This is a genomic window from Curtobacterium sp. MCPF17_018, from assembly GCF_003234135.1.
Classification (GTDB): Bacteria; Actinomycetota; Actinomycetes; order Actinomycetales; family Microbacteriaceae; genus Curtobacterium; species Curtobacterium flaccumfaciens.
In genome coordinates, this window is record NZ_QKSJ01000009.1 from 72,263 (window position 1) to 96,691 (window position 24,429).

The 24,429-nt window shown below is 72.1% G+C and carries 29 protein-coding genes; 19 read left to right on the forward strand and 10 right to left on the reverse strand.

Annotated features, from left to right (window positions below):
* Window positions 1-27: 27 nt before the first annotated feature.
* Window positions 28-318 (reverse strand): metal-sensitive transcriptional regulator, encoded by a 291-nt coding sequence (locus DEJ27_RS11745; RefSeq protein ID WP_110861109.1) that lies wholly within the window; start codon window positions 316-318, stop codon window positions 28-30.
* An 82-nt stretch (window positions 319-400) separates the two neighbouring features.
* On the opposite strand from DEJ27_RS11745, the gene DEJ27_RS11750 reads away from it, so the two are divergent.
* From DEJ27_RS11750 to DEJ27_RS18055, 12 genes are all read left to right on the forward strand, one after another.
* The gene (locus DEJ27_RS11750; protein WP_110860919.1) at window positions 401-1,612 is read left to right on the forward strand and encodes a helix-turn-helix domain-containing protein; all 1,212 of its coding nucleotides are present in this window, start codon (window positions 401-403) and stop codon (window positions 1,610-1,612) included.
* Between the two features lie 160 nt (window positions 1,613-1,772).
* Window positions 1,773-2,231 carry an Asp23/Gls24 family envelope stress response protein gene (locus DEJ27_RS11755; RefSeq protein ID WP_110860921.1) on the forward strand — a complete coding sequence of 153 codons (459 nt, stop codon included), beginning with the start codon at window positions 1,773-1,775 and terminating at the stop codon, window positions 2,229-2,231.
* On the forward strand, window positions 2,228-2,419 hold the full coding sequence (locus tag DEJ27_RS11760; RefSeq protein WP_017885412.1) for a DUF2273 domain-containing protein: 192 nt from the start codon (window positions 2,228-2,230) through the stop codon (window positions 2,417-2,419). Before DEJ27_RS11755 ends, DEJ27_RS11760 begins: the two co-directional genes overlap by 4 nt.
* Entirely contained in the window at window positions 2,416-2,730 is a 315-nt protein-coding gene (locus DEJ27_RS11765) for a hypothetical protein (protein WP_110860923.1), read from the forward strand. The genes DEJ27_RS11760 and DEJ27_RS11765 overlap by 4 nt, the downstream gene beginning before the upstream one ends.
* A 9-nt stretch (window positions 2,731-2,739) precedes the next feature.
* Complete coding sequence (locus DEJ27_RS11770) at window positions 2,740-3,315, forward strand: DUF6286 domain-containing protein (RefSeq protein ID WP_110860925.1); 576 nt, start codon at window positions 2,740-2,742, stop codon at window positions 3,313-3,315.
* Window positions 3,312-3,875, forward strand: coding sequence for a hypothetical protein (locus DEJ27_RS11775; RefSeq protein WP_110860927.1), 564 nt, complete (start codon window positions 3,312-3,314; stop codon window positions 3,873-3,875). The genes DEJ27_RS11770 and DEJ27_RS11775 overlap by 4 nt, the downstream gene beginning before the upstream one ends.
* Window positions 3,876-3,960: 85 nt before the next feature.
* A complete protein-coding gene (locus DEJ27_RS11780) occupies window positions 3,961-4,134 on the forward strand; it encodes a CsbD family protein (protein ID WP_071246087.1) in 174 nt (57 codons plus the stop codon).
* A gap of 78 nt (window positions 4,135-4,212) precedes the next feature.
* Window positions 4,213-5,067: an Asp23/Gls24 family envelope stress response protein gene (locus DEJ27_RS11785; RefSeq protein WP_181420086.1), complete on the forward strand. Its 855-nt coding sequence runs from the start codon at window positions 4,213-4,215 to the stop codon at window positions 5,065-5,067.
* Window positions 5,064-5,480, forward strand: a complete 417-nt coding sequence (locus DEJ27_RS11790) for an MFS transporter permease (protein ID WP_110860931.1) — start codon at window positions 5,064-5,066, stop codon at window positions 5,478-5,480. The genes DEJ27_RS11785 and DEJ27_RS11790 overlap by 4 nt, the downstream gene beginning before the upstream one ends.
* A gap of 186 nt (window positions 5,481-5,666) precedes the next feature.
* Window positions 5,667-6,206, forward strand: coding sequence for an RNA polymerase sigma factor (locus tag DEJ27_RS11795; RefSeq protein ID WP_110860933.1), 540 nt, complete (start codon window positions 5,667-5,669; stop codon window positions 6,204-6,206).
* Window positions 6,196-7,017, forward strand: a complete 822-nt coding sequence (locus DEJ27_RS11800) for a hypothetical protein (protein ID WP_146238547.1) — start codon at window positions 6,196-6,198, stop codon at window positions 7,015-7,017. Before DEJ27_RS11795 ends, DEJ27_RS11800 begins: the two co-directional genes overlap by 11 nt.
* Before the next feature lie 79 nt (window positions 7,018-7,096).
* Window positions 7,097-7,750 carry a gamma-glutamylcyclotransferase family protein gene (locus DEJ27_RS18055; protein WP_258369889.1) on the forward strand — a complete coding sequence of 218 codons (654 nt, stop codon included), beginning with the start codon at window positions 7,097-7,099 and terminating at the stop codon, window positions 7,748-7,750.
* Here the strand turns inward: DEJ27_RS18055 and DEJ27_RS11810 are convergent.
* The 4 genes from DEJ27_RS11810 to DEJ27_RS11825 all read right to left on the reverse strand — a co-directional run bounded on the left by DEJ27_RS11810 (window position 7,726) and on the right by DEJ27_RS11825 (window position 13,964).
* A complete protein-coding gene (locus DEJ27_RS11810) occupies window positions 7,726-8,745 on the reverse strand; it encodes an NAD(P)-dependent oxidoreductase (RefSeq protein WP_110860937.1) in 1,020 nt (339 codons plus the stop codon). The two genes, DEJ27_RS18055 and DEJ27_RS11810, sit on opposite strands and share 25 nt — an antisense overlap.
* A gap of 124 nt (window positions 8,746-8,869) precedes the next feature.
* Entirely contained in the window at window positions 8,870-11,635 is a 2,766-nt protein-coding gene (locus tag DEJ27_RS11815) for an alpha/beta fold hydrolase (RefSeq protein ID WP_110861114.1), read from the reverse strand.
* An 8-nt stretch (window positions 11,636-11,643) separates the two neighbouring features.
* Window positions 11,644-12,717, reverse strand: coding sequence for a 3-oxoacyl-ACP synthase III (locus tag DEJ27_RS11820; RefSeq protein ID WP_110861116.1), 1,074 nt, complete (start codon window positions 12,715-12,717; stop codon window positions 11,644-11,646).
* Between the two features lie 68 nt (window positions 12,718-12,785).
* Window positions 12,786-13,964: a RimK family alpha-L-glutamate ligase gene (locus DEJ27_RS11825; RefSeq protein WP_110861118.1), complete on the reverse strand. Its 1,179-nt coding sequence runs from the start codon at window positions 13,962-13,964 to the stop codon at window positions 12,786-12,788.
* A gap of 87 nt (window positions 13,965-14,051) precedes the next feature.
* On the opposite strand from DEJ27_RS11825, the gene DEJ27_RS11830 reads away from it, so the two are divergent.
* Window positions 14,052-14,534 (forward strand): RimK/LysX family protein, encoded by a 483-nt coding sequence (locus DEJ27_RS11830; protein ID WP_110860939.1) that lies wholly within the window; start codon window positions 14,052-14,054, stop codon window positions 14,532-14,534.
* A gap of 132 nt (window positions 14,535-14,666) precedes the next feature.
* Here DEJ27_RS11830 and DEJ27_RS11835 read toward each other — a convergent pair whose 3' ends face one another.
* Window positions 14,667-15,257, reverse strand: a complete 591-nt coding sequence (locus DEJ27_RS11835) for a TetR/AcrR family transcriptional regulator (RefSeq protein ID WP_110860942.1) — start codon at window positions 15,255-15,257, stop codon at window positions 14,667-14,669.
* Window positions 15,258-15,319: 62 nt separating this feature from the next.
* On the opposite strand from DEJ27_RS11835, the gene DEJ27_RS11840 reads away from it, so the two are divergent.
* Complete coding sequence (locus DEJ27_RS11840; protein ID WP_220032949.1) at window positions 15,320-16,522, forward strand: MFS transporter; 1,203 nt, start codon at window positions 15,320-15,322, stop codon at window positions 16,520-16,522.
* On the opposite strand, the gene DEJ27_RS11845 is transcribed toward DEJ27_RS11840, so the two are convergent.
* A complete protein-coding gene (locus DEJ27_RS11845) occupies window positions 16,428-16,811 on the reverse strand; it encodes a YciI family protein (RefSeq protein ID WP_110860946.1) in 384 nt (127 codons plus the stop codon). The genes DEJ27_RS11840 and DEJ27_RS11845 overlap by 95 nt on opposite strands.
* A gap of 65 nt (window positions 16,812-16,876) precedes the next feature.
* Between DEJ27_RS11845 and DEJ27_RS11850 the strand changes: the two genes are divergently transcribed.
* The 4 genes from DEJ27_RS11850 (at window position 16,877) to DEJ27_RS11865 (ending at window position 21,127) form a co-directional block, all read left to right on the forward strand.
* Window positions 16,877-18,151, forward strand: a complete 1,275-nt coding sequence (locus DEJ27_RS11850; RefSeq protein WP_258369890.1) for a sensor histidine kinase — start codon at window positions 16,877-16,879, stop codon at window positions 18,149-18,151.
* Window positions 18,133-18,849, forward strand: a complete 717-nt coding sequence (locus DEJ27_RS11855) for a response regulator transcription factor (protein ID WP_110860948.1) — start codon at window positions 18,133-18,135, stop codon at window positions 18,847-18,849. The genes DEJ27_RS11850 and DEJ27_RS11855 overlap by 19 nt, the downstream gene beginning before the upstream one ends.
* Before the next feature lie 323 nt (window positions 18,850-19,172).
* Window positions 19,173-20,054, forward strand: coding sequence for an ABC transporter ATP-binding protein (locus tag DEJ27_RS11860; protein WP_110860950.1), 882 nt, complete (start codon window positions 19,173-19,175; stop codon window positions 20,052-20,054).
* Window positions 20,051-21,127 (forward strand): ABC transporter permease, encoded by a 1,077-nt coding sequence (locus tag DEJ27_RS11865; RefSeq protein WP_110860952.1) that lies wholly within the window; start codon window positions 20,051-20,053, stop codon window positions 21,125-21,127. The genes DEJ27_RS11860 and DEJ27_RS11865 overlap by 4 nt, the downstream gene beginning before the upstream one ends.
* Before the next feature lie 88 nt (window positions 21,128-21,215).
* Here DEJ27_RS11865 and DEJ27_RS11870 read toward each other — a convergent pair whose 3' ends face one another.
* From DEJ27_RS11870 to DEJ27_RS11880, 3 genes are all read right to left on the reverse strand, one after another.
* On the reverse strand, window positions 21,216-21,446 hold the full coding sequence (locus DEJ27_RS11870; RefSeq protein ID WP_017886849.1) for a helix-turn-helix transcriptional regulator: 231 nt from the start codon (window positions 21,444-21,446) through the stop codon (window positions 21,216-21,218).
* The gene (locus DEJ27_RS11875; RefSeq protein ID WP_111090970.1) at window positions 21,446-22,057 is read right to left on the reverse strand and encodes a hypothetical protein; all 612 of its coding nucleotides are present in this window, start codon (window positions 22,055-22,057) and stop codon (window positions 21,446-21,448) included. The genes DEJ27_RS11870 and DEJ27_RS11875 overlap by 1 nt, the downstream gene beginning before the upstream one ends.
* A gap of 76 nt (window positions 22,058-22,133) precedes the next feature.
* Window positions 22,134-23,165, reverse strand: coding sequence for a YeiH family protein (locus tag DEJ27_RS11880; RefSeq protein ID WP_110860957.1), 1,032 nt, complete (start codon window positions 23,163-23,165; stop codon window positions 22,134-22,136).
* Between the two features lie 360 nt (window positions 23,166-23,525).
* Here DEJ27_RS11880 and DEJ27_RS11885 point away from each other — a divergent pair, with 360 nt between their 5' ends.
* Complete coding sequence (locus tag DEJ27_RS11885) at window positions 23,526-24,356, forward strand: alpha/beta hydrolase (protein WP_110860959.1); 831 nt, start codon at window positions 23,526-23,528, stop codon at window positions 24,354-24,356.
* The last annotated feature ends 73 nt before the right edge of the window (window positions 24,357-24,429 follow it).

The following is a 24,429-nucleotide window of genomic DNA, read 5'->3' on the forward strand; positions in this document are numbered from 1 at the left end:
CTCCTTCTCGGTGGTGGGTCGTCAGGGTCAGGAGCGGACGAGCCGGGCGATCGCCTGGCTGGCCTCGCGCACCTTCTCGTCGGCGCCGTCCCCGCCCTCGGCGACGGCCTCGGCGACGCAGTGCGCCAGGTGGTCCTCGAGCAGCGACAGCGCGACGCGTTCGAGCGCCCGGTTCGCCGCCGAGATCTGGGTCAGGACGTCGATGCAGTACGTCTCGTCCTCGACCATCCGCGCGATGCCGCGCACCTGCCCCTCGGCGCGACGGAGTCGCTTGAGCAGGTCGTCCTTGTCGCCGATGTACCCGACGTGTTCGTGCATGTCCGCCTCCACCGTTCTCAATACGGTACCCCCCTAGGGTATTCCGATCTCGTCCGCGCGCAACCGGTGGCATGATCGGCGGATGGACCCCTCGACGACGAACGGATTCCGCCGGCTGCGGTTCTCCGACGGCGCGGGCTCCGACTACTCGGACATCTTCGAGGCCGAGTACGGCGGCTCGGACTTCGCCTCCGAGACCTTCGCCACCGACGACGCCAGGTACGAGTACACGGTCGTGGGCGACGACGACCTGACGCTCCGCACCATGCGCGCCGAGGGCGGTCGACGCGGCGGGGTCATCGGCGTGCGGGACGACCACGTGGTGTTCTGGCTGACCAAGGGTCGGCTCGAGATGCACTTCGCCGACCGCACCCGCGTCGTCGAACCGGGCAGCCCGTACATCGCGTCGGCATCCGAGGCCTACCGGTTCGAGTCGAGCGGGACCGTCTACAACGGCATCCACGTCGCGGATCGATTCCTGCGGTCCGTCGGACGCGACCTCGGCTACCGCCTGCCCGACGGTCCCCTGCTGTTCGACCAGCAGGACGCGGTCATCGCCCGGCGGGAGCCGCTGCGGCACCTGGTCCGTGAGCTCGGGCCGGCCCTGGTCGACGACCGCGTGCTCGGACCGATGCGGACCGCCCTGAACCGCCGGCTGGCCGTCGTCATCCTCGACACGTTCCCCATCCGCAACCGCGGTGACGACGTGCCCGTGGCGAACCGGCTCCGCGACGCGATCCGGTTCATCGAGCTGCAGGCCGCCGAACGCCCGTCGGTCCCCACGATCGCCGCCGCGTGCGGGCTGAGCCAGCGCGGGCTGCAGGACGTCTTCGCCCGCACCCTCGACACCACCCCGCACCGGTTCCTCCGCGACCACCGGCTCGACCGCGTGCGCGAGGAACTGCTGCGCGCGGACCGCGCCGGGGGCACGAACGGATCGACGGGCATCGCCGCGATCGCCCGACGTTGGGGATTCACCAACCCCGGGCGCTTCGCCGAGACCTACCGCGACCGCTTCAGCGAGGACCCGGCCACGACGAAGCGTGCGTCGCTGGCCGCGCGACCGGAGGCCGGCAGGGCCTCGTGGCGGGTCCGGCGAGCGGTCGCGTTCATCGAGCAGCACCTCGACGACGCCCTCACGCTGGACGACATCGCTGCCGCGGCCGGGGTGCTCCCCCGACGCCTGCAGCAGCTCTTCCGCGAGGAGCGCGGCGAGTCCCCGATGGCCTGCGTGCGCGCCATGCGGGCCGCTGCAGAACGCAACGACGCGGCCGGAAACAGCGGAACCGCCTGACGCAACACCCCGGGGGTACACGTGGATCCCCGTGTTTCCGGGGTTCCCTGGATCTCCGCCGAATGCGAGAAGTCGTGTGTGACGAACCTCTTCCACAGCCCGTCTCATCCGTGAACAGCAACCGCTGGGAACGCCCGGCGGGTCAACGGAAGGAACGAACATGGCTGACACCATCACCCCCACCCCGGCCGCCACGGCGACCCGTGCCACCTCGCACGCCGGCACCAGCGGCGTCACCGGCAAGACCGTCATCGACGACACCGTCGTGTCGAAAGTCGCCGGCATCGCCGCCCGCGAGGTCAACGGTGTGCACTCCCTCGGCAACGGCGCAGCCCGTGCCATCGGTGCCCTCCGCGACGCCATCGGCCAGCGTGACTTCGGTCAGGGCGTCAAGGTCGAGGTCGGCGAGAAGCAGGTCGCCGCGGACATCGTGATCGTCGCCGAGTACCCGGTGTCGCTCCAGCAGGTCGCCGACGGCGTCCGTTCCGGTGTCGCCCGAGCCCTCGAGCAGATCGTCGGCATGGAGGTCGCCGAGGTCAACGTGACCATCCAGGACGTCTACATCCCGGGTGACGACGACGACAACGAGGACGAGAAGAAGGAAGCCCGAGTCGCATGAGCAACACGCTGATCGGCGCCCTCATCGGCGCAGTCCTCGCCGTCGTGGCACTGCAGTTCGGGTTCTGGGGCTTCGTGCTCGTGATCGTGTTCGGTGCGATCGGGGCCCTCGTGGCCGCCCTCGCCACCGGGCGCATCGACCGCGGTGCCCTGACCGACGTGCTGACCGGACGCCGGAGCTCCCGGTGAACGCCGGCCCGGACGTCCCGGGCCGCGTCGAGATCACCGCACGCGCGCTCACCTCGCTGGCGCGGGCCGTCGCAGCCGAAGGGCTCGGCGCCCCCGCCAAGCGGGTGCGCGTCGGACTCGGCGACGCTTCGGGAGCACTGTCCCTCGACATCACCGGGCCGATCGCCGCGAGCGACGACATCGTCTCCGGGTCGATCCGGATCGCGGACCAGGTCAAGGGCCGCGTGAGCGACCTGACCGGGCGCCGTGTCGGCAGTGCCCACATCGAACTCACCGGGATCGTGCGCGCGCACGAGTCCCGTGCCCGCTAGGAGGCCATCATGAGCAACGGTTCCGTCGAACGACGCATCCGTCGTCGGAGCGTCCACCGCTCCCGCTCCACAGCAGTGGCGGTGGCCCTCGTGGTGTTCGCCCTGGTGGCCGCCTGGATCGGCACCGAGTCAGTGCTCAGCGCCATCGGACGCCCACCGCTCCTCGCTGACCCGCAGACGGTCGTCGACACGGCGCTCCGCCCGGACGCCGCGTTCGTCACCATCGTCGAGGTCATCGCGGGTGCACTCGTCGTCCTCGGCGTCGTGTTGGTCGTCCTGGCACTCAAGCCCGGTCGCCAGCACCGATCGGTCGTCGAGCACGACCGCGGTGCGGTCGTCATCGACTCCCGCATCGTCGCCTCCACCGCGGCGAACGCCGCCGGCATGGCGGCCGGTGTCCCCGAGGGGAACGCATCCGCCACCGCCCGTGGCCGTTCCACCGAGGTCCGCATCGTCCCCGTCACCGGCGTACCGGTCGACGAGGCGAACGTCCGCGCCGCAGTCGTGGAGCGCCTGAGCGGTCTCGACGAGCGCTTCGGCCGACGCGTCCGCGTCCGGGTCGAGGAGAAGGGAACCCTCGCATGACCAAGAGCAACCGGACCCTCAACCGGATCATCCTGTTCGTCCTCGGCCTCGTCGCCGTCGTCGTCGGGATCGCGATGGGGGCGGGCGTGCTGCCCGCCGTCCAGGACGCCGTCAAGCCGTACGTCGACCTCCCCCGCAGCCTCGACGTTCCCGCGTCGGCGCTGTGGGTCGTCGCCGGGGCCGCGGCCCTCGTGATCGTGCTGTCGCTCGTGTGGGTGTTCACCCGCGGTGGTGGTGGCACGTCCGTCGCCGTCCGGGAGCACTCGGGCGACGACGCCGTCACGATCAACGTTGCACTCGTGCGGGACGTCGTCGAACACGAACTCGCGGGTGTCCGCGACGTGGTCGGCTCCCGTGTCGACACCTACCTCGTCCGCCGGCAGCGCGCCGCACGGATCCGTGTCGCGGTCCGCCGCGGCGGGGACGCCGTCACCGTGCTCGACGCCGTCGACCGAGCCGTCGCGGTCCTCGACCGCACCCTCGGCCGTCCGGTCCCGGTGCTCGTGCACCTGACCGGCGGTACCCGCTCCGCGCTCGCGAAGTCGACCCGCGTCCACTGACACCCGTCAGCCGGACGCACCCCGGGCCTCCCGGCCCACCACCACACCACACCGGGCGCACCGCCCACCCACGAAAGGACCCGTCATGGGACTCGACGACAAGATCAAGAACGCCGCTCAGGACCTCGCCGGCAAGGCGAAGGAAGCCGTCGGCAACCTGACCAACGACGACTCCAAGGTCGCCGAGGGCAAGAAGGACCAGGCAGCTGCGAGCGCGAAGCAGACCGGCGAGGACGTCAAGGACGTCTTCAAGAAGTAGGTCGCCCGACCGCATCGGGGCCCCCGTCGAACGGGTGCCCCGATGCGTCCCCGCGCAGATCCCGAACGAGGAGGAACCATGCAGCACGACCCGAACGCGCACACGCAGGTCACCGAGGTAGCCCTGCCCGCAGAACTGACGGAGCCGTTGCCCGACGACGCGAGCACTGTCACGATCGTCGCCCGGATCGCAGCGGAGACCGCACTCGGCGTGCCCGGTGTGCACCGCCTCGGCGGGATCGCCGCCCGTGCAGCCGACCAGCTCCGCAAGCAGCTCGGCCGGAGCGCCGGCACCGCCGGTGTGCAGGTCGACGAGGACGACGGCGCGCTCGGCGTGCAGGTCTCCATCGTCGTCAGCTACCCGGCGCCGGTGCTGCACGTCGCCGACGAGGTGCGGAAGCAGGTGACCGCCGCGACGCGGCAGCTGTCCGAGCTCCCGACGAGCGTGGACGTCCGAGTCCTCGACGTGCACGGCCCCTTCGACGACGAGCAGTCACGCCTGGGCCGCGCGACCGAGGCCGCGACCGACGCCGTCAAGCAGGCCGGCGAGACCACCGGCGACGCCGTCAAGCAGGCCGCCGAGACCACGGCGGACGCGACGAAGCGCGCTGCCGCAGCGACCGCCGACGTGACCAAGCGCACCGCGGACGCGACCGCCGACGCGGCGGAGCGCGCAGCGGATGCCACGGCTGACGCGTCGAAGCGCGCAGCCGACGCCACCGCCGAGACCACGAAGGGCGTCGTCGAGACCGCCGCCGACACCACCGAGGACGTGCGTGACGCCGCCGCCGAGTCGCTCGCCCGGGCGTCGGAGCAGGCCGCGGACGCCGCAGCCGATGCGGCCGCCGCTGCTGAGGACGCCGCATCCGCTGCTGCCGACTCCGCCGACGCGGCCGAGACCGACGCAGCACGGCACCGCCGAGAGCAGCCGTGACCACCGCCTGGTCCGGGAACCGCCGGGCGAAGCTCCGTCGCCCCCGCCCGCGCGGCGTCTGGATCGCCTCGGGCATCGGCGTGGTGCTGGTCCTCGGCACCGCACTCGGGGCGTTCCTGCCCCTCGTCGGCTTCCTCGGCGGCGTCACCGCGACCACCTCGGGACTCGTGCCGTTCCCGTTCGTGCGGGTGGCACTCGCCACGGTCGCGGGGTCGTTGGTCGTCCTCGCGCTGCTCGTCCTCGCCTTCACGCGACGACACACCGCGACCGCAGCCTCGGCCGTCGTGCTCGCCGTCCTCGTGGCCGTCGCCGTCACGATCGTCCCGATCGTCCTCGTCGCCATCGGGTCAGCAGACCGCGCCGGTGACGTCTGGCCGATCGTCGCCGACCTCTGGCAACGCTTCACCGCTTGACACGCCGGCACCTGCACCGCCGCCCGCCCGCAGGGCCCGCACGGAGCTCCGCGAGGAGATCGCCGAGTCCGCCGAGCGCGCGGATGGCGCTCCCACATCACCATCGGATCACGACACGGACGACTCGTGTCGTGATCCGTGTCAGGTTCGGCCTCTTCACGACATTGTCGTAGTGAAGGGAGCACCGTGGACAACACCGCAGAAGACGACGCCGGCCTCGCACGGCGCCTCGCCTCGGGGGACAGAGCAGCACTCGCGACGGCGTTCGACCGGTTCGCGCCGACGCTGACCCGGTACGCATGGGCGATCGCGGGGAGCAAGCAGGACGTCGAAGAGCTGGTCCAGGACACATTCCTGACGCTCTGGCAGCGAGCCGACGGTCTGCAGCTCCCGACCGGCACACTCCTGCCGTGGCTGCTGGTGGTGTGCCGCAACCACGCCAAGAACCTGGGACGGCGCAACCAGAAGCACGCCGGCGACGAGCTCCCCTTCGACCTCGCCGCCCCCGCTGACACCACCGAGGCATCCGAGCAGCTCCGCTGGGTCCGCGCCGAGATCGCCGCACTGCCGGAGACTGATCGCCGGATCTGCGAACTCTGCCTGCTGCAGGGGTACTCCTACGCCGAAGCCGCACAACTGCTCGGACTCAGCGTCGGGGCGGTCACCCAGCGGGTCTCCCGGTCCCGCCGACGACTCAGGAAGGCGGTGACGCACGATGAACACTGAACCTCCCCAGGGAGACGACCTGCAGCGCATGCTCGTCTCGATGAAGCAGAACGTCCTCGAGCGGGCCACCCCTCGCCCGAAGCGACGAGGCCGCCGGGCAGGCATCGCGATCGGTGTCGTCGGGGTGCTGCTGCTCGGTGCTGCCGGCGGCGGGGTCGCGCTCGGCCTCATCCCGACGTCGATCACCACCGCGCCCGCCCCCACCGCGACGACGACACCCGAGCCGTCGCCGACCGAGACCTCGTCCGGGGCCCCGGTCGTGGGCGGCCCGACGCCCACGACGAACCCGACGCCGACGCCGACGCCGACGTCGACCCGGCCGCCGTACTCGCTGTCGGATCCGGACACCTGGACGATCTCCGGCAGCGAGGTGGGGCCCATCGCCTTCGGCAGTCCGGTCTCGGGTGAACTCGACGAGGTGGCGGACGCCTACCCGGGCACAGTGGAAGGCGTTTGCCCGAACCCGAACGTGTCGAACTTCCGCCGGGACGGGTCTGCTGCGTTGACCGTCGTCGCGGTGGACGGGCTCGTGTGGGGCGTCTACATCTCGGGCTTCTCGGGGGAGGACGTCGACGCACCGACGACCGCGGAGGGACTCGGTGTCGGCAGCACGTTGGACGAGCTCCGCGCGGCGTACCCGGACTTGACGTCGGTCGATTCCGTCTACTACTCGGAGGAAGAAGGGTCGGGGTTGTGGACGATCGAGCGCGACGGTCGTCACATCACGTTCGAGCTCGGTGGGCAGGCTTCGACCGTCGGCGGCGTCTGGGTGAGCTCGCAGGCGGAAGTCCCGTACGAGTTCTGCGGGTGACGTCGCCGGACCGGAGGCGCGGATCACGTGAGCCGATCGGCTCGCGTGATCCGCGCCTCCGGTCCGCTACCCTCGCGACGTGAAGCGTCTCTCCCCCGGCCAGCGCTGGGTCATCGGTCTCGGCGCGTTCGCGCTCGTCTGCCTCGTCGTCGGCATCATCGCCATCGCCGTCGGGATCGGCAACGGCGCCGCCACCTGCGTCGACGTCGAGGACGACGGGTTGCAGTACGCGTGCCCCGGTGACACCAGCAGCATCCTGTGGGGCAGCGTCCTCGCCGTCGTCGGACTGCTCCACCTCGGACTCACCGGGCTCGCGGGGGCACTCGTCTGGACCTCGACGCCGACGATCGGTCCGAAGCCGGTCCGGCGACCCGAGCACCTGCCCGGCCAGACCCAGCGGGTGTTCTCCTACGGCACGCTCCAGCAGCCCCTCGTGCAGGAGTCACTGTTCGGCGAGCACGTCCCGACCACCCCGGACTCCCTGCCCGGCTGGCGGGTCGACCGGGTGACGATCACCGACCCGGACGTCATCCGGACGAGCGGCTCGGACCAGCACCCGATCCTGCGCCGCGGTACTGCTGACGACGTCGTCGAGGGAGTGGCCCTGTCCCTCGGGTACGAGTGGCAGCTCCGCGCGGTCGACGCGTACGAGGTCGCCGACTACCAGCGCGTGCGGGTCACACTCGCCTCGGGTTGGACGGCCTGGGTCTACGTCGCCGCCGACGACGCCTGAGCCGCCGCCGCCGCTGCCCCTGCCGCTGTCGCCGCCGCCGCCAGTCGCTCGAGCCCCTCGTCGATCGACACCGACGCGGTCCACCGCAGATCCCGCCGGGTCCGCCGCTGGTCGAACCAGTGCGCCGTCGAGAGCTGTTCGGCCAGGAACCGGGTCATCGGCGGTTCGTCCTCGCCTGGTCGGACGCGCCAGACGGCCTCGACCACGGACCCCGCTGCCCGGGCGACAACGGCCGGCACGTGCCACTGCGGGGGCCGGACGCCCGACGCCGTGCAGATGCCGGCGAGCAGGTCGGCGACGGGTCGGGGCTCACCGTTCGTGACCACGTAGGCGTTGCCGTGCACGCCGTCGTCCGTGACGTGTTCGAGTGCCGCGACCATGGCCGTCGCGGCGTTGTCGACGTAGAGCGTGTCGATGAGCGCAGCGCCGGAGTCGAGCAGCGGGAGCCGTCCGGCTCGGGCACGCTCGACGATCCGTCCGACGAGCTGTGTGTCGCCCGGACCCCACACCAGGTGCGGCCGGACCGCCACGACGGCGAAGTCCGGGGCGTCGGCATCGAGTGCCAACAGCTCCGCCGCGGCCTTGGTGCGGGCGTAGTCACCACGCGCACGGGACGGCTCGGCCGGACCGGCATCGGCCCCGACGAGCGACGAACCGGTGTGCGCGACCGACGGCGACGACACGAAGACGAAGCGCCCGACGCCGGCGGCACGGGCGGCCCCCAGCAGTGACCGGGTTCCCTCGACGTTGACCCGGGCGAAGTCGGCCGGGTCCCCGGCGAGCGACACCTTCGCGGCCAGGTGCACGACCGCCTCGACCCCGTCGACCGCGCGGGCGATCGCAGCGTCGTCCGTCATCGTCCCGGCGACGTCCTGCACGCCCGACACTCCGGAGGGACGGCGTTGGAAGGTCCGGACCTCGTGCCCGGCGTCCCGCACCGCAGCGGCGGTGGCCTGCCCGAGGAACCCGCTGGCCCCGGTGACCAGGACCTTCACGGGCGCACCATCCGTCCGCCGTCTCGAACCGCGGCGGGTCGGAGATTCGTGCTGAGCGACAGGTCACGCGTCTGACGGCCCGCGAAGTGTCGGTGAGCGCGTGAGGTCATGCCGGACGCGCCCTTCACGGGCGCACCATCCGTCCACCGGACAGCACCGAGCCGGCCCAGCGTGAGAGCCGGGTGCGGTCGACCTTGGAGTTGTGCCGGATGTCGGTCGGCAGCACGGGCACGACGAGCACCGCGGCGAGCGGCACTCCGGCGGCGGCACGGACCGCTGCCGCGAGCGACGGCGACGCCAACCCGGGCCGGCGCACGGCCGGGTCGGTCTCGACGACGGCCACCACCTGCTGGGTGCCGATCGGCCCGATGCCCGCGACCCCGGCACGTCCGACACCGTCGACGCCCTCGATCCGCTGCTCCGGCCCCACCGGCGTGACGACCCCGCTCGGGGTGGTGAGCACGTGCTGCAGCCGGCCCTCGACCCAGATCCGTCCCGCGGCGTCCAGGTGCCCGACGTCCCCGGTGCGGTGCCCGCGCGGGTCGTCGACGCCGAGGCGCGAGACCCGGTCGGTGCGCCAGAGCCGGTCGTAGTGGTCGCGCACGTGGGGCGCCGCGACGACGATCTCGCCGGTGACCCCGGGCTCGTCCGTCAGGGCTCCGGTCGAGCGCCCGGAACCGTCGAGCGGCGCGATGCGGACGCGGACGTTCGCTGCCGGCACCCCAACGCAGATCCCCTCGTCATCGGACCGGCCGGCGGCACGGACCCCGTCCAGGTCGACGTCCGTCATGAGCAGCCCCTCGGTCATGCCGTAGGGGGTGTGCGCGCTGGCGTTCGGCATCAGCTCGGTCGCCGCGGTGAGCAGCGCAGCCGAGACCGGAGCCCCGGCCGACAGGAACAGCCGCACGCCCTTCAGTGCCTGGCGGTCGGCGTCGGTGAGCTCCGACGCGGTCGCGACGACGTTCGCCAGTGCCGCCGGCGACAGGAACACCACGGTGGCGTCAGCCGCGGCGACCGAGGCCGCGACCGCCTTCGCCGTCAGGGTGCGCGGGGCAGTGACGTCCATGTCGGGCGCGACCGACCGTGCCCCGAGGGCCGGGCCGAGCAGCGCGAACGGTGCGAACCCGGCGACGAGGCCGGTGCCGACACCGACGTCGTACTGGGTGGCCAGGGCGTCCCGGACGGCGCTGAGCTGCCCGTGCGTGTACACGACGCCCTTCGCCGGCCCGGTCGATCCCGAGGTGAAGAGCACGGCCGCGGGTGCGTCCGACGACGGTGCCGCCGGCAGCGCGGTGCCGTGGGCGAGACGGCGGGCACCGCGGCGGGCGACGTCGACGAGCGTGTGCTCCACACGCAGCGCCTTCCGTGCCGGCGCGGGCAACGAGACCGTCGCGATGCGTCGCCCCGGCCAGCCGAGGGCGCGCGCGGCACCGAGCCCGGGCAGCGCGCCGATGATCCAGTCCGGTCGGGCTCCGCGGACGGCCCGGGTCAGGCCGCCGAGTCCGAGTCCGGCGTCCGCGACGACGACGACCGCCCCGATCCGCACGCAGGCGTACAGGACGGCGGTCAGGTCGGCGCCGGGGGTCACGAGGAGCGAGACACGGTCGCCGCTCCGGACGCCCAGGTCGTCGAGTCCGGCGGCGATCTCGTCGACCCGTCGGGCGAGCAGCCGCCACGTGATCGTGCGGGGGCCACCGGCGGCGGCCATCTCCACCAGCGCGGGTTCGTCGCTGTCACGCAGCTCGTCGAGCCGCGCCCAGAGCGGCGGGGTCGCCTGTGCGGGCTGGCCCGGGTCCACGACCTCGGACTGGAGGCCCGTGGGGGCCTGAGCAGGACGGCCACCGTCCGGCAGGCGGTCACCGAGCCAGTCGAACACCGCACCCGCGACGTCGGCGTCATCAGGCAGCAGGTGCCCGGCGCCCTCGAACCGGTGGACGTCGGCGTGCGGCACGCGTTCGGTCAGGTCGTCCAGGTAGCGCTCGAGGAACACCGGGTCGCGCGGACCCCAGAGCAGGAGCACCGGCACGTCGAGCGCGGCGACCCCGGCGGCGATGCGGTCGAGTTCGGCGGCACTCCGGTGCCGGGCGTCGACGGGGATGTCCGCGACGAAGCCGCCGATGCCACCGCGTCGGGCGGCACCGCGGTAGGGCGCCCGGTAGCCGTCGGCTGTGGCCCGCTCGAGCTTCGGGTGCGCGATGGCCAGGGTGGTCTCCAGGAACGCCGGGGTCACGACCGTCGCGCGGCCGAGCATCCCCGGGCCGAGGGCGAGCCGCAGCGGTGCCGGGATCGGGGCGTCGTCGGGCTGGTGCACGGCGGTGTTGCACGTCATCGCGGCGGCCAGGACGTCCGGGTGGTCGACCGCCCAACCGAGCGACACCACACCACCCCAGTCGTGGCCGAGGGTGACGACCGGTCCGGTCAGCCCGAGTTCGTCGGTCAGGGCTCCGAGGTCCGCGACGCGCTGCGCCAGTCCCCGCTCGACGCCGGTGCGCTCCGAGAAGCCCATGTCGAGCTGGTCGACGGCGACCACGCGCCAGGCCGGTCCGCCGGCCCGGGCGACCTCGAGCGAGGTGCGGAGCACCGACCGCCACAGGTACGACCAGGTCGGGTTGCCGTGCACGCAGAGGATCGTGCCGACCGGTTCCACGCCGAGCGCGGCCAGGGAACCGGCCGTGTCCAGGAGGTGCCAGGTGCGCACGGCGCGATCTGTGCCTCTCCCCACCGGCACGGCCGGCCCGCCGCTGGCGCGTCGCTCCGGAACCGGCGGCGTGGGCCCAGTCCGCTCTGCGGACCACGCGGGAACCGTGACCAGACGCGACCAGGCCGGGTCGAGGCCGGGCAGGGAGGGCGGCTGCGTCGCCGGAGCCGTGCTCGCGGCGACGCGGGGCAGCCGGGACCTCACCAGTGGAGTTCCATCATCGCCGTGTTGATGCCGGAGCCGACGCCGCCCAGGAACACGCGGTCACCGCGACGGATCCCACCGGAGGCGACCTCGTCGGCGAGGGTGATCGGGATCGACGCGGGGCCGACGTTGCCGAACCGCTGGTACGTGGTGGGGACCTTGGCGCGCGGGATGCCGATCGCCTCGACGAAGGCGTTGGTGTGCACGTCGGAGACCTGGTGCAGCACGTAGCGGTCCATGTCTGCCCAGTCGAAGTGGGCTCGGGCCTCGGTCCAGGCGGCGACGACGAGCTCCATGCCGCCCTTGAGCAGCATCTTCGCGTCCGTGAACATGCCGTCGACGCTGCCGACGCACAGGTCATACCACTGGGTCGCCGCGCGGGTGACGCCGCCGACGATCCGGTGGCCTTCGGGGTGCAGGTCCGCCGGGCCGAGCACGGCCGCCGCGGCACCGGACCCGAGGGTCAGGCTGGCGAACTCGCTCATGAAGTCCTTGCGGTTCCGGCCGCCCTGGTTCAGGCGGTCGATGGTGTTGAGCTGCACCTGGTCGGCGTCCTCGCCGTCGACGACGAGGGCGTACTTGATCTGCCCGGAGTCGATCATGCCCGCGGCGACGCTCATGGCGTTCACGAAGCCCAGGCAGGCGTTCGCGATGTCGAAGTTGATGGCGGACGACGGCAGCCCGAGGCCGTGGTGCAGGCGGACGGCCACCGACGGCTCGAGGTGCGGGCGCGTCACCGAGGTGTTGATGAGCAGCCCGATCTCGTCCGGACGGACACCGGCTTCGGCCATGGCACGACGGCCGGCGTCGATCGCGGCGTCCTGGAAGGTCTGCCCCTCGCCCCAGTTGCGACGCTCGATGACCCCGGCGACGCGCTCGAGCAGTCCCATCGGCAGACGGAGCCGACGGAGGACCCCTCGGAGCTTGGCCTCGATGTCGGCCGAGGTCGTCACACGCTCCGCAGTGGTGGTCGCCACTGAGAGCAGCGAGACGTTCCGGTGCTTCGCCGTGGCGTTGCCGGGCTGCTCCGGTTCACTGCTCGATGCCTGGTCGACCGGCCGTTCCGTCATGATCGTCACCGACACATACTTCCGCATCTGGCCTGTGTGCGCGATCCGGATGCGCTGGACGGCCCGTTTCAGACGTCCTTCGGCAGCTTCCGCACCTTCGCGCGCCGCTTGCGGCGCTCCGGGATCATCGACCGCATCTCCTCGAGCTTGCCGAAGCAGAGCAGGCGGTCCCCAGGCTCGAGGGCGACGCCACTGCGAGGGTTCGGGATGACGTTCGAGCCGCGGTGCAGCGTGAGGACCGTGATGTCACGGTCCCAGAGCCCGGACTCCTTGATCGTCTTGCCGACCAGGTCGGCGTTGGTGTGCACGAGGAGCTCGGCGACGCCGTAGCCGGTCGAGACGGACAGCCGCTGGCGGACGTCGATCTCGGGGAACGCGACCTGGTTCGCGATGAAGTCGACGATCGCACCGGCGATGTCGAGGCCGGTGGCGCGCTCGACGCCCTCGAGCCCTGGCGACGAGTTGACCTCCATCACGAGCGGCCCGTCGTTGCCCTCGAGCATGTCGACGCCGGCGACCTTGAGGCCCATGATCTGCGCCGAGCGCACCGCCACGGCCTCGTACTCGGGCGAGAGCGTGACCTTCTCGACGGTGCCGCCGCGGTGCACGTTCGATCGGAACTCGTCGCCCGAGGCGGTGCGGCGCATGGCGGCCACGACCCGGTCGCCGACGACGAGGGCCCGGATGTCCCGACCGCGGCTCTCGGCGATGAACCGCTGGATCAGGACGTTCTGCTTGGTGGAGTGCAGGGTCTCGACGATCGACTCGGCGACCTTCGCCTCGGGTGCCAGGATCACGCCGATGCCCTGCGTGCCCTCGAGGAGCTTGATGACGACGGGCGCGCCGCCGACCCGTTCGATCGCCCCGCGCACGTCGTTGCGGCCGGCCACGAAGGTCGTCGCCGGCATGCCGATGTCGTGCCGCGACAGGATCTGGTTCGCCCGCAGCTTGTCGCGCGAGTTCGTGATGCCGTTCGCCGTGTTCGGCGTGTAGACGTCCATCTGCTCGAACTGCCGCACCACCGCGGTGCCGTAGTAGGTGATCGAGTTGCCGATGCGCGGCAGCACGGCGTCGTAGTCGCTCAGCAGCTTGCCGCGGTAGAGCAGGTCCGGGTCGTCGCCGGACAGGTCGATCGCGAAGCGCAGGGTGTTGAGCACCTTGACCTCGTGACCGCGGTCGAGTGCCGCTGCGCGGAGGCGCTGGGTCGAGTACGCCTGGGGCGCGCGCGACAGGATGGCGAGTTTCATCGAGGGGTTCTCCGCTGGGTCGGATCGACGGCGACGCTCCATCAAAGCATGCGGACGTGGCCGCGGAGCATGCGACAGGATGGGCACATGGCCCGAGCTCCGAAGTCCTCCGACAGCGGGCTCGTCGTCGCCGGGTGGCGGGAGTGGGCGGGGCTGCCGGACCTCGGCGTGCCGTGGATCAAGGTGAAGCTCGACACCGGCGCCCGGAGCTCCGCGTTGCACGCCTTCGACCTCGAGGAACTGCCCGGCGAGCGGGTCCGGTTCTCGCTGCACCCCTGGCAGGACACCGATGCGGACGCCTCCACCATCGAGTGCGACGTGCACGACCGCCGCATCGTCCGCAGCTCGACCGGGCACACCCAGGAGCGCATCGTCGTCCGCACGCGGGTCGCGTTGGCCGGGCAGGTCGTCGAGTCCGAGGTCACCTTGAGCAACCGGGACCAGATGGGGTTCCGGATGCTCGTCGGTCGCGAGGCGCTCCGGCAGGGCTTCCTCGTCGATCCTGCACGGTCCTTCATGGCCGGGCGGGCTCCGAAGGAGATCCGGCGCCGCAACCGCGGTCGCGCCTGAGCGCTCGGCAGAGCGGCACGGGCCGTGGGGTGACGGTCAACGGCCTGGAGGCGCGGCGCGGGGCCGCCACGGGCCTCCTGTCCGCCTCGACGCGCGTCCCGGGCGCGGGTGGCGTCCCGGGCGCGGGTCGCGTCAGGCCCGGGGCATCGTTCCGTCCGGGGTGGTGTGTTCCCGGATGAGGGACGCGGCGACGGACCGTGCCGTCGTCGTGTCGAGCGCGGGGTCGCGCAACCGCATCGCAAGGTAACCGGAGACGATGAGGAGCAGCTGATCGGCGAGCGCGTCGGCACGGGGACCGACCACCGGCACCGCCTGCGCCACGAGCCGCCGGCGCAGGGTGTTGGTCTCGAGGTCCAGGACCTGTCGGACCTCGGCGGGGGCGTCGGCGTACTCGGCGGCGGTGCCGAGGAAGGCGCACCAGCGGGAGCCCGTGGGCGTCGAGCGGTAGTCGTCGAGGGCGTCGAACACCGCCAGCAGTCGGCCCAGGTCGTCACGCTCGGCGGCGACCGCGCGGTCCCAGGTGGCGATCCAGTCCTCGTGGCGACGGGTGAGGGCAGCCGCCACGAGCGCTTCCTTGCTCGCGTAGCCGCGATACAGCGTGGCCGTCGAGACCCCGGCCCGTTCGAGGACGGCGTCGATCGGGGTGGCGGCGATGCCCTGCGAGAAGAAGAGCTCCTCGGCGGCGTCGAGCAGCCGTTGCTCGGTCCCTGGGCGCATCACCATGAGAGCACCCTAGGCTCTGAAAAGTGAAACGCTCGTTTTCGTTACGACATCGACTGCTCCTCGTGAGCGGACTCGGCCTGATCGCCGCCACCTACGGCCTGGTGCGCCTGGCGTACGGGCTGTTCCTGCCCGACGTGCAGCGCGACCTGGGGCTCCGGTCCGACGCCGCCGGGTGGGTCTCGTCGGGCGCCTCGGCGCTGTACTGCGTCGGTGCGGTGGCCGGGTTCCTGCTCGCCGCACGGATGCCCCGGGTGCTCGTCGCGGTCGCGACCCTGGTGGCGGGGGCCGGTGCGATCGCCATGGCGACGGCCGGTGGGTCGCTGGCGTTCGGCATCAGCGCCGTGCTCGCGTCGGCGGGTGCCGGACTCGCGTCCCCCGCCCTCGTGCGGATCGTCGCGGCGCAGGTGCCCCAGGGGCTGCAGGGCCGCGCGCAGGCGATCGTGAACGCCGGCACCGGCCCCGGACTCGTGGGCGCCGGCGTGCTCGCACTCGTGCTGCTGCCCGACTGGCGGACGGCCTGGGCGGTGTCCGGGGTGTTCGCCCTGGCCGTCGGAGCCCTGTTGCTCGTGGTGTCACGCGGCGGGGCTGCTGCGTCCCGGTCACCGCTGCCCGGCGCTCCGTGGTTCGTCGCGCACCGAGGGGTCCTCGTGCTGGCGCTGCTGTTCGGGGCCGGGTCCGCCGTCGTCTGGACCTACGGACGTTCGGCGCTGGTGGAGGCCGGCGCGTCGGTCGTTGTCTCGGTGTCGGCCTGGATCGCGCTCGGGATCGGTGGAGCCGCCGTCGTGGTCACCGCGCGTTGGACGAACGCGCTGCGCGCCCGGACGCTCTGGGCGCTCACGGCGGGTTCGGTCGCCGTCGCCGTCGTGGTCCTGGGGGCAGCGCCGCAGTCGACGGTCGCGACACTGCTGGCGTGTGCCGTGTTCGGCTGGGGCTACACGGCGGCGACCGGCGCCCTGATCGCGTGGACGACCGAGATCGACAACGAGCGGTCGTCGGCGGGCACCTCGATGCTGTTCGTCGCACTCGTGCTCGGGCAGGCCGTCGGTGCGGCGGCTGCCGGAGCGCTCGTCGGTGCGATCGGGTTCGTCGCGACGTTCGTGGTCGGGGCGGTCGTGACCGCGGCGAGCGCCGTCCCCGCGGTGGTCCGTCGGCCGGGTGGGGTCCGTGCCGTCAGAGCAGCGGGCGGAGCTCGATCTTCCGGCTGCACGCCTGCGACGCCTGGTGCGCCACCCGGGCAGCCGTCTCGGCGTCCGGGAGGTCCATGACCCAGAACCCGGCGACGTACTCGTCGGAGTTGCTGGCGAACCCCGCCGTGGCGGACCCGGTCGTCGCTGGCCCGGTCGTCGCTGGCCCGGTCCTCGTGTCGGCCGCGCCCCCGCGGGCGTCGACCACGGTGGCGTCGGCCGGTGCGGAGACCCCGGCGGCGAACACGATCGCGTCGGCCATCCGCTCGTTGAAGGCGTCGACCGCGGCGGCTTCGGCGTCGGTAGCGGAGTACGTGTCGCCGACGGCGGCGGCCTGGCCGTCGTCGATGACGTTGACGAGGAACTGCATCGCGTCTCCCCTGCTCGTTGGCGGGAGGCTACTCCTGACCGGGGGCACCCAGTAGCGTTTCCTGCATGGGGACGACGGCGGAGTGGTCGCGACTGCCGGTGGGGCAGCACGAGTACCGGCAGGACACGGTGCTCGCGGTGGTGCTGGCCGGTGGGCTCGCCGTCACGACGTTCCTGTACGGGTCGGCTGGCACCTACGGCGACGACCAGGCCTCCTGGTGGGTCTCCGCGCTGATGATCGTCGCGAACGCGGCCCCGATCGCGTTCCGCCGGCGGTTCCCGATGTCGGTGGCCCTGGTGTCGGCGGTGGCGTTCGCCGCGACGCAGTTGCTCCAGGTGCCCGAGGTCTTCCTCGTCAACTTCACGCTCTTCATCGCGCTCTACACGGTGGGCGCGTGGTGCTCGGATCGGGTGCGGGCCGAAGCGGTGCGCTGGGTCGTCATCGGCGGCATGTTCGCGTGGCTGTTCGTCGCGATCTCGTTCGGGTGGGCGTCACCGAACGCGCTCCCGAACGACACGGACTCGCCGGTGGCGCCCTACGTCGCCATCTCGCTGCTGAACATCGTCATCAACGTGATCTACTTCGGCGCCGCCTGGTACGCCGGCAACCGGGCCTGGGCCTCCGCGGTCGCACGACACGAGCTCGCCGAACGCACCGCCGAACTCGCCGCCGAGCGGGAGCGCTCAGCGGCCCAGGCCGTCACGATCGAGCGGGTACGGATCGCCCGCGAGCTGCACGACGTGGTCGCCCACCACGTCTCGCTGATGGGCGTGCAGGCGGGTGCGGCACGGCGCGTGATCGACCGCGACCCGGCGCAGGCGACGGCGTCGCTCGGGGTGGTCGAGGAGAGCGCCCGCACCGCGGTGGAGGAACTCCGGCGGATGCTCGGGACCCTGCGCTCCGACGACGACGCGGGCGGCCTGGGGGCGGCCGGTGGCGACGGCCCGAGCACCGAGGGCATCACGCGGATCGCCGAACTGGCCGAGTCCGCCCGGGTGGCCGGCCACCCCGCCGAGTACGTCGTCGTGGGCGACGAGCGCCCGGTGCCGCCGACGGTGGCCGCGGTGGCGTACCGGATCGTGCAGGAAGCGGTGACGAACATCCTCAAGCACGCCGGCCCGACCGCCCGCGCCGACGTCCGGCTGCGGTACCTGGACGACGGCGTCGAGGTGGAGGTCACGGACGACGGGCTCGGTGCCCGTGCCGCCCGGAGCACCTCCGGCAGCGGCCTCGGACACGTCGGGATGCGGGAACGCGTCGCCGCCGTGGACGGACGGATCGAGATCGGGCCACGAGCCCGAGGAGGCTACCTGGTGCGCGCATGGCTGCCGACGACGTGAACGGAACGACCGACCTGACGATCGTGCTGGCCGACGATCAGGAGCTCGTCCGCGCCGGGTTCCGCGTGATCCTGGAGTCCGAGCCGGGGTTCCGCGTGGTCGGCGAAGCCTCGGACGGCGCGCGTGCGGTCGAGGCCGTGCAGGAGCTCCGCCCGGACGTGGTCTGCCTCGACGTGCAGATGCCCGGCGTCGACGGGCTCGAGGCGGCACGGCGGATCGCGGCGCTGCCGGATCCGCCGGCGGTGCTCATCCTCACCACGTTCGACAGCGACGACGCGCTGTTCCAGGCGCTCGAGGCGGGGGCGAGCGGGTTCCTGTTGAAGAACGCCTCCCCCGAGCGGCTGATCGACGCGGTCCGGACCGTCGCCGCCGGGGACGCCCTGCTCGCGCCGGACGTCACGCGCCGGGTGATCAGCCGGGCGACGGCGTCGGCTGCGGCGCAGCCCCCGGCGACCACCACGACCACGACACCCGCCACGACGGGCGAGGACGCACTCGCCGCCGCCGGGCTCACCGAGCGGGAGACCGAGGTGCTGCGGCTGCTCGCCCGAGGTCTGAGCAACGCGGAGATCGCCGCCGAGCTCTACGTCGGGGACGCCACCGTGAAGACCCACGTGTCGAACGTGCTCCAGAAACTCGCACTGCGCGACCGGATCCAGGCCGTCGTCTGGGCGTTCGAGCACGGCGTCGCCGGCTGACCGAGCGCAACTCGTCGACCGGCTGCCGCCGCGAAGTCCGACTTTCCACGACTCGATCGACGCGTGCAACGTCGGAAGATGCACACGCATCGCATGTGGGTGCAAGTTCCGACAGAACGTGAGTCGATCGACGCGTGGAACGTCGGAACATGCACACGCATCCGTCCTGGAGGCACGGCACGGCGCGACCCGCCCGCCCTCCTCCCCCACGCGGTGGAGCCGGGCACCCACCCGAGTCCCGCCTGACGGCGGAGGCGGGGCGTGCCTCCCGGCCAATAGCGTCGGACGCAGCGACGACCAGCGTCGCGACGAAGGGGAACGACATGCTCACCATCGAAGGGGTGACCAAGCACTTCGGTGACCGCCGGGTGCTCGACGACGTGGGGTTCACGGTCGGCAGCGGACGCCTCACCGGGTTCGTCGGCGGCAACGGCGCCGGCAAGACCACCACCATGCGCATCATGCTCGGTGTCCTGCAGGCCGACGCCGGCACGGTCTCGATCGACGGCACCACGGTCCGGCCCGCCGACCGCCGCCGCTTCGGCTACATGCCCGAGGAACGCGGCCTGTACCCGAAGATGCCGGTGGCCGAGCAGATCACCTACCTGGCCCGGCTGCACGGCGTCGACAAGCGCGCCGCGACGAGCCGCACCGGCGAGCTGCTCGAACGCCTCGAACTCACCGCACACGCCGGCGACCCCGTCGAGAAGCTGTCGCTCGGCAACCAGCAGCGCGTCCAGATCGCGGCGGCGCTCGCCCACGACCCCGAGGTGCTCGTGCTCGACGAGCCCTTCTCGGGCCTCGACCCGATGGCCGTCGACACCGTGCTCGGCGTGCTGCGCGAGACCGCTGCCCGGGGCGTCCCGGTGCTGTTCTCGAGCCACCAGCTCGACGTGGTCGAGCGGCTCTGCGACGACGTCGTCGTCATCGCCGGTGGCACGATCCGCGCCGCCGGCCCGCAGGAGGAACTCCGCAGGCAGGCCGGTCCGGCCGCCTGGGAGCTGCTGGTCGACGGGGACGTCGCCTGGCTCCGCGACGAGCCGGGTGTGGCCGTGCGCGAGTTCGACGGCGGGTACGCGGTCTTCGAGGCCGACGCCGCCACCGCCCAGCGTGTCCTGCAGCGGGCCGTCCAGCACGGCACCGTCGGGTCGTTCTCACCGCGGGTGCCGCGGCTCAGCGAGGTCTTCCGGGAGGTCGTCCGATGAACAACTCCTTCGTGCAGGCCGTGCGGCTCGTCTCCGCACGTGAGATCCAGGCACGCATCCGCAGCAAGGCCTTCGTGGTCTCGGCGCTCATCCTGATCGGCATGGTCGTCGCGTCGATCGTCGTCGGCGGGATCGTGAGCAAGGCCACCGCCGACGACACCACCCCGGTCGCCGTCGTCGACGGCGTCTCGCTGCCGACCACGAGTGGGCTCGACGTCACGAAGTCGGCATCGGTCGACGACGCCGAACGGCTCGTGACGAAGGGCGACGTCGACGCCGCGATCGTGCCGTCGGACGACCCGCTCGGCTACAAGGTCGTCGGACTCGACGAGGCCCCGTCCGAGGTCGTCTCGGCGTTGAGCGTCACCCCGCGCATCGAGCTGCTCGACCCGGACGCACTCCCGGGTGGGCTGGTCTACCTCATCGCCATCGCGTTCGGCGTCGTGTACTTCGCGTCGGCGGTGACGTTCGGCCAGTCCATCGCGCAGAGCGTCGTCGAGGAGAAGTCGACGCGGGTGGTCGAGATCCTGATGTCCGCGATCCCGGCCCGGGCGCTGCTCGCCGGAAAGGTGCTCGGCAACAGCATCATGGCCTTCGCCCAGATCGTCGCGGTGGCCGTCGCCGCCATCGTCACGTTGGCGGTGACCGGGCAGGACAACATGTTCGCGATGCTCGGCCCGAGCATCCTGTGGTTCATCGGCTTCTTCGCGATCGGGTTCGTGCTCCTGGCGTCGCTGTTCGCCGCGGCGGCCGTGCTCGTCTCCCGGCAAGAGGACGTCGGCAGCGTCACCACCCCGGTGATGATGCTGGTGATGATCCCGTACTTCCTGATCATCGTCGCGTACGACAACCCGACGATCCTCGGCATCATGTCGTACGTGCCGTTCAGCGCCCCGATCGGCATGCCCATGCGGATCTTCCTGGGGACGGCCGAGTGGTGGGAGCCGATCCTCTCGCTCCTCATCGTCGCCGCTTCGGTCGTCGCGGTCGTCGTCATCGGCGCCCGCGTCTACGAGAACGCCCTGCTCCGCACCGGAAGTCGCGTGAAGCTGTCCGAGGCACTGCGCGGCTGACGCCGCCGGCGCGGCAGGCACGGCAGACCCGGCCAGGAGGCCCGTCCCACGTGAGCAGATCCGCTCACGCAGGACGGGCCTCCCGTCGTCAGTCCGTGCGCACCGAGAAGACGTCGCCCGGTTGGCAGCCGAGCACCTCGCACAGTCGGGTGAGGGTGGAGAACCGGATCGCGCGAGCCCGGTTGTTCTTGAGCACCGAGAGGTTGACAACGGTCACACCGACGCGGTCGGCGAGCTCGGTCAGTGTCATCCCCCGCGCGGCCAGCAGGTCGTCGAGGTGACAGACGACCGCGTGGCCGTCCTCCTGTTCCGGGGGCATCAGACCAGCCCGGCCTGGTCCCGCACCATCCGCTGCGAGGCGGTGAGCGCGAACCGGAAGCAGACGACGACGAGCAGGCCGAGGTACACGGGCAGGAACTGGTGGTCCACCACCGGTGTGGGCAGGTACCCGTCCCAGCCGAGGCCGGACACGACCCAGTTCCACCCCATGCGGCGGACGAACGACGGCAGGAACCCGGCTGCCAGCACCGCGCCGGCGAGCCAGTCGAGGATCCGGGTGGTCGAGCGGTCGAAGAGCCCGCCGCGCGAGATCTTCCAGGCCACCGCCGCGACCAGGGCGATGAGGGCGCTGACGAGCAGGGCCTCCAGGGCGTCGCCGACGCGGATGTACCCGATCGCACCACCTGGCACGTCGGCGATCGGCGCCCGGAGCACGAGCTGGTCGGACGTCACCGTCGCACCACCCGGAGGCTGCGGGACGGCACTGGTCTCACGGATCCGGATCGGCACCGCCACCGTGCCCGAGGTGATCGAGTGGACGAGCAGGTCGACGTACCGCCACAGGACGATCGCGATGCCGATCGCGCACGAGACGACGTAGGCCAGGTAGGAGCTCCGCCCGCGGGGCGGTTCGTAGACGGGTGTGGTCATGACTGTCTCCCTGTCGATCATCGATACCATCGAATTTCGATGCAACGATAAACGATATGGAGGACCTCGGCAAGCCCTACAGCAGACCGAAGGCCGCCTGCATGCCCAGGCTCGTCCCCGCCACCAGGACCCAGAGCGCGATGCCGAGCAGCATCGGCCGGAACCCGGCACGGCGGAGCGCGGCGAAGTCCGTCGAGCAGCCGATCGCGGCGAGCGCCACCGTGATGAGGAACGAGGCGGCCGTCGCGAACCCCGGTGCCACGGACGCGGGCAGGGCCCCGACCGTCCGGAGCAGCACCACCACGAGGAACCCGATCAGGAACCACGGCACCAACCGGAACACACGGAACCCGCGGCCCGGCCCCGAGGCGGGGGCGAGCTGCTCGCGGGAGGCGCGGCGGGCCTCCAGTCCGGCCAGCCCGATGACGATCGGGACGATCATCAGGGTGCGCACCAGCTTCACGACGACCGCGGTGTCGGTCGCCTGGCGGCCGTAGACCGTCGCCGTGGCGACGACGGACGACGTGTCGTTCACGGCGGTGCCCGCGAAGACGCCGAAGGCGTGCTGACTGAGGCCCAGGGCGTGCCCGAGCAGCGGGAAGGCGAAGACGGCCGCGATGTTGCAGAGGAAGATCGTGGACATCGCGTAGGCGACGTCCGCACTGACCGCGCCGATGACCGGTGTCACGGCGGCGATCGCCGAGGCACCGCAGATGCCGGTCCCGACGCCGATCAGGGTGCGGAGCGCGCCCGAGACCCGGAGCAGTCGGCCGATCCCCCACGCAGCCACCAGGCAGACGACGAGCGTCGCGAGCATCACCGGCAGGGTCTCACCGCCGATGCGAAGGACCTCACCGATGGACAGCTGCGCGCCGAGCAGGACCACCGCGAACTGCAGCACCCGGCTGGACGAGAACTTCACCCCGGGAGCAAGTGCGGCGAGTGAGCCACCGGTGCGACGCCGGACGAGCCACCCCACGACGGCACCGATCATGACGGCGGGGACGGGACCACCGACCACGGGGACGACACGGCCGACGAGAGTGGCGACGATGCCGATCGCCACGGCGAGGGCGACACCGGGGGCGGCGGCACGGACGGACTGCATGGGAACAGCATGACGCGCCCGCGGACGATCGGTGGCCGCGACGGGCAGGACGGCACGGTGGAGCACTGCGACTCCCGCGGCCAGCGCGTCGACTTCGGCGTATGGATCACCCACGACCGACAGTGACGACGTGGTCGTGCAGCCGCGATCTGCCCTCGGGCGGGGTGTCCCCCGTCATCTCGACGCGGCCGGTCTCGCCGTTCCAGGTGAAGGTCGCGGTGGTGCCGTCCGAGGCGTCCGCATTGGCCTCGTCCGCCTTGACGCATGGTTTCCGGGCTGTGCCCCTTTGGCCGCTACAAAAGTATGCCTATTCAAGCGCCGTGAGCCTCATTCGCGCCCGCGTGCTGCGACACTGCTCCCATGCGGGGGATGCACCAGGACGCGATCGAGGTCGCGGACGACAGGATCGACGGACCTCACGGACCGGTCCCCATCCGGCGGTACCGACCGGCGGAGCAGAGCGGCGGCACGGGGTCCCCGACCCTGGTCTGGATGCACGGTGGCGGGTTCTTCCGGGGCGACCTCGAGCTGCCCGAGTCCGACGCCGTCGCACGGGCACTCACCGAGCACGGCCTGCCGGTCGTGACCGTCGACTACCGCCTCGGACCGCTGCCCGGACTGCCCTGGCTCGGCCGGGGCGGACCGCGAGGGCGACGACGGGCACCGCACGCGCGGGACGAGACCGTCGCCGTGCTCCGCCACCTGCACGACGAGGCACCGTCCGGCCTGCTGCTCGGCGGCGCGAGCGCCGGTGCGTGCCTGGCGGCGTCCGCGGTCGCGAGCGCCCCGCCGCTGGCCGGCCTCGTGCTGACCTACGGGTTCTTCCACGCCCGACTCCCCCGTGACCCGGCGGTGCGGCGACTCGTCCGAGGGCACCGGCGGCTCACGCACGTGCCGCTGCTGCTCGACCTGAGCAACCGGGCGTACGCGGGCGGCCGCCCCGCTGCGGTCTACCCGGCGTCCGACGACCTCGGCGGGTTTCCCCGCACCCTGGTGATCGACGCCGAGCGAGACGTCATGCGCGCCTCGGGCGAGCGCTTCGCGGACGAGCTCGAGACCGCGGGCATCGAAGTCGAACGACACGTCCTGCCGGACAGCCGTCACGCGTTCCTCAACAGACCCGGCACGAGGGACTTCGGCGACACGATCGAACGCATCGCGGAGTGGGCCGTCCGGACCCCCATCCGCTGAACGCTCGTCCGTCTGCGAACGGTGGACATCCGGGAACGGCACGCCCGCCGCGGACGTACTCTGGAAACGGAAG

Coding starts and splice junctions, on each gene's coding strand:
- DEJ27_RS11860 (WP_110860950.1), top strand. CDS start 19,173: ATGCTCACCATCGAAGGGGTGACCAAGCACTTCGGTGACCGCCGGGTG.
- DEJ27_RS11850 (WP_258369890.1), top strand. CDS start 16,877: ATGGGGACGACGGCGGAGTGGTCGCGACTGCCGGTGGGGCAGCACGAG.
- DEJ27_RS11875 (WP_111090970.1), bottom strand. CDS start 22,057: ATGACCACACCCGTCTACGAACCGCCCCGCGGGCGGAGCTCCTACCTG.
- DEJ27_RS11835 (WP_110860942.1), bottom strand. CDS start 15,257: ATGGTGATGCGCCCAGGGACCGAGCAACGGCTGCTCGACGCCGCCGAG.
- DEJ27_RS11775 (WP_110860927.1), top strand. CDS start 3,312: ATGACCAAGAGCAACCGGACCCTCAACCGGATCATCCTGTTCGTCCTC.
- DEJ27_RS11885 (WP_110860959.1), top strand. CDS start 23,526: ATGCGGGGGATGCACCAGGACGCGATCGAGGTCGCGGACGACAGGATC.
- DEJ27_RS11800 (WP_146238547.1), top strand. CDS start 6,196: ATGAACACTGAACCTCCCCAGGGAGACGACCTGCAGCGCATGCTCGTC.
- DEJ27_RS11755 (WP_110860921.1), top strand. CDS start 1,773: ATGGCTGACACCATCACCCCCACCCCGGCCGCCACGGCGACCCGTGCC.
- DEJ27_RS11845 (WP_110860946.1), bottom strand. CDS start 16,811: ATGCAGTTCCTCGTCAACGTCATCGACGACGGCCAGGCCGCCGCCGTC.
- DEJ27_RS11780 (WP_071246087.1), top strand. CDS start 3,961: ATGGGACTCGACGACAAGATCAAGAACGCCGCTCAGGACCTCGCCGGC.
- DEJ27_RS11855 (WP_110860948.1), top strand. CDS start 18,133: ATGGCTGCCGACGACGTGAACGGAACGACCGACCTGACGATCGTGCTG.
- DEJ27_RS11865 (WP_110860952.1), top strand. CDS start 20,051: ATGAACAACTCCTTCGTGCAGGCCGTGCGGCTCGTCTCCGCACGTGAG.
- DEJ27_RS11830 (WP_110860939.1), top strand. CDS start 14,052: ATGGCCCGAGCTCCGAAGTCCTCCGACAGCGGGCTCGTCGTCGCCGGG.
- DEJ27_RS11785 (WP_181420086.1), top strand. CDS start 4,213: ATGCAGCACGACCCGAACGCGCACACGCAGGTCACCGAGGTAGCCCTG.
- DEJ27_RS11750 (WP_110860919.1), top strand. CDS start 401: ATGGACCCCTCGACGACGAACGGATTCCGCCGGCTGCGGTTCTCCGAC.
- DEJ27_RS11825 (WP_110861118.1), bottom strand. CDS start 13,964: ATGAAACTCGCCATCCTGTCGCGCGCGCCCCAGGCGTACTCGACCCAG.
- DEJ27_RS11760 (WP_017885412.1), top strand. CDS start 2,228: ATGAGCAACACGCTGATCGGCGCCCTCATCGGCGCAGTCCTCGCCGTC.
- DEJ27_RS11880 (WP_110860957.1), bottom strand. CDS start 23,165: ATGCAGTCCGTCCGTGCCGCCGCCCCCGGTGTCGCCCTCGCCGTGGCG.
- DEJ27_RS11870 (WP_017886849.1), bottom strand. CDS start 21,446: ATGCCCCCGGAACAGGAGGACGGCCACGCGGTCGTCTGTCACCTCGAC.
- DEJ27_RS11770 (WP_110860925.1), top strand. CDS start 2,740: ATGAGCAACGGTTCCGTCGAACGACGCATCCGTCGTCGGAGCGTCCAC.
- DEJ27_RS11745 (WP_110861109.1), bottom strand. CDS start 318: ATGCACGAACACGTCGGGTACATCGGCGACAAGGACGACCTGCTCAAG.
- DEJ27_RS11820 (WP_110861116.1), bottom strand. CDS start 12,717: ATGACGGAACGGCCGGTCGACCAGGCATCGAGCAGTGAACCGGAGCAG.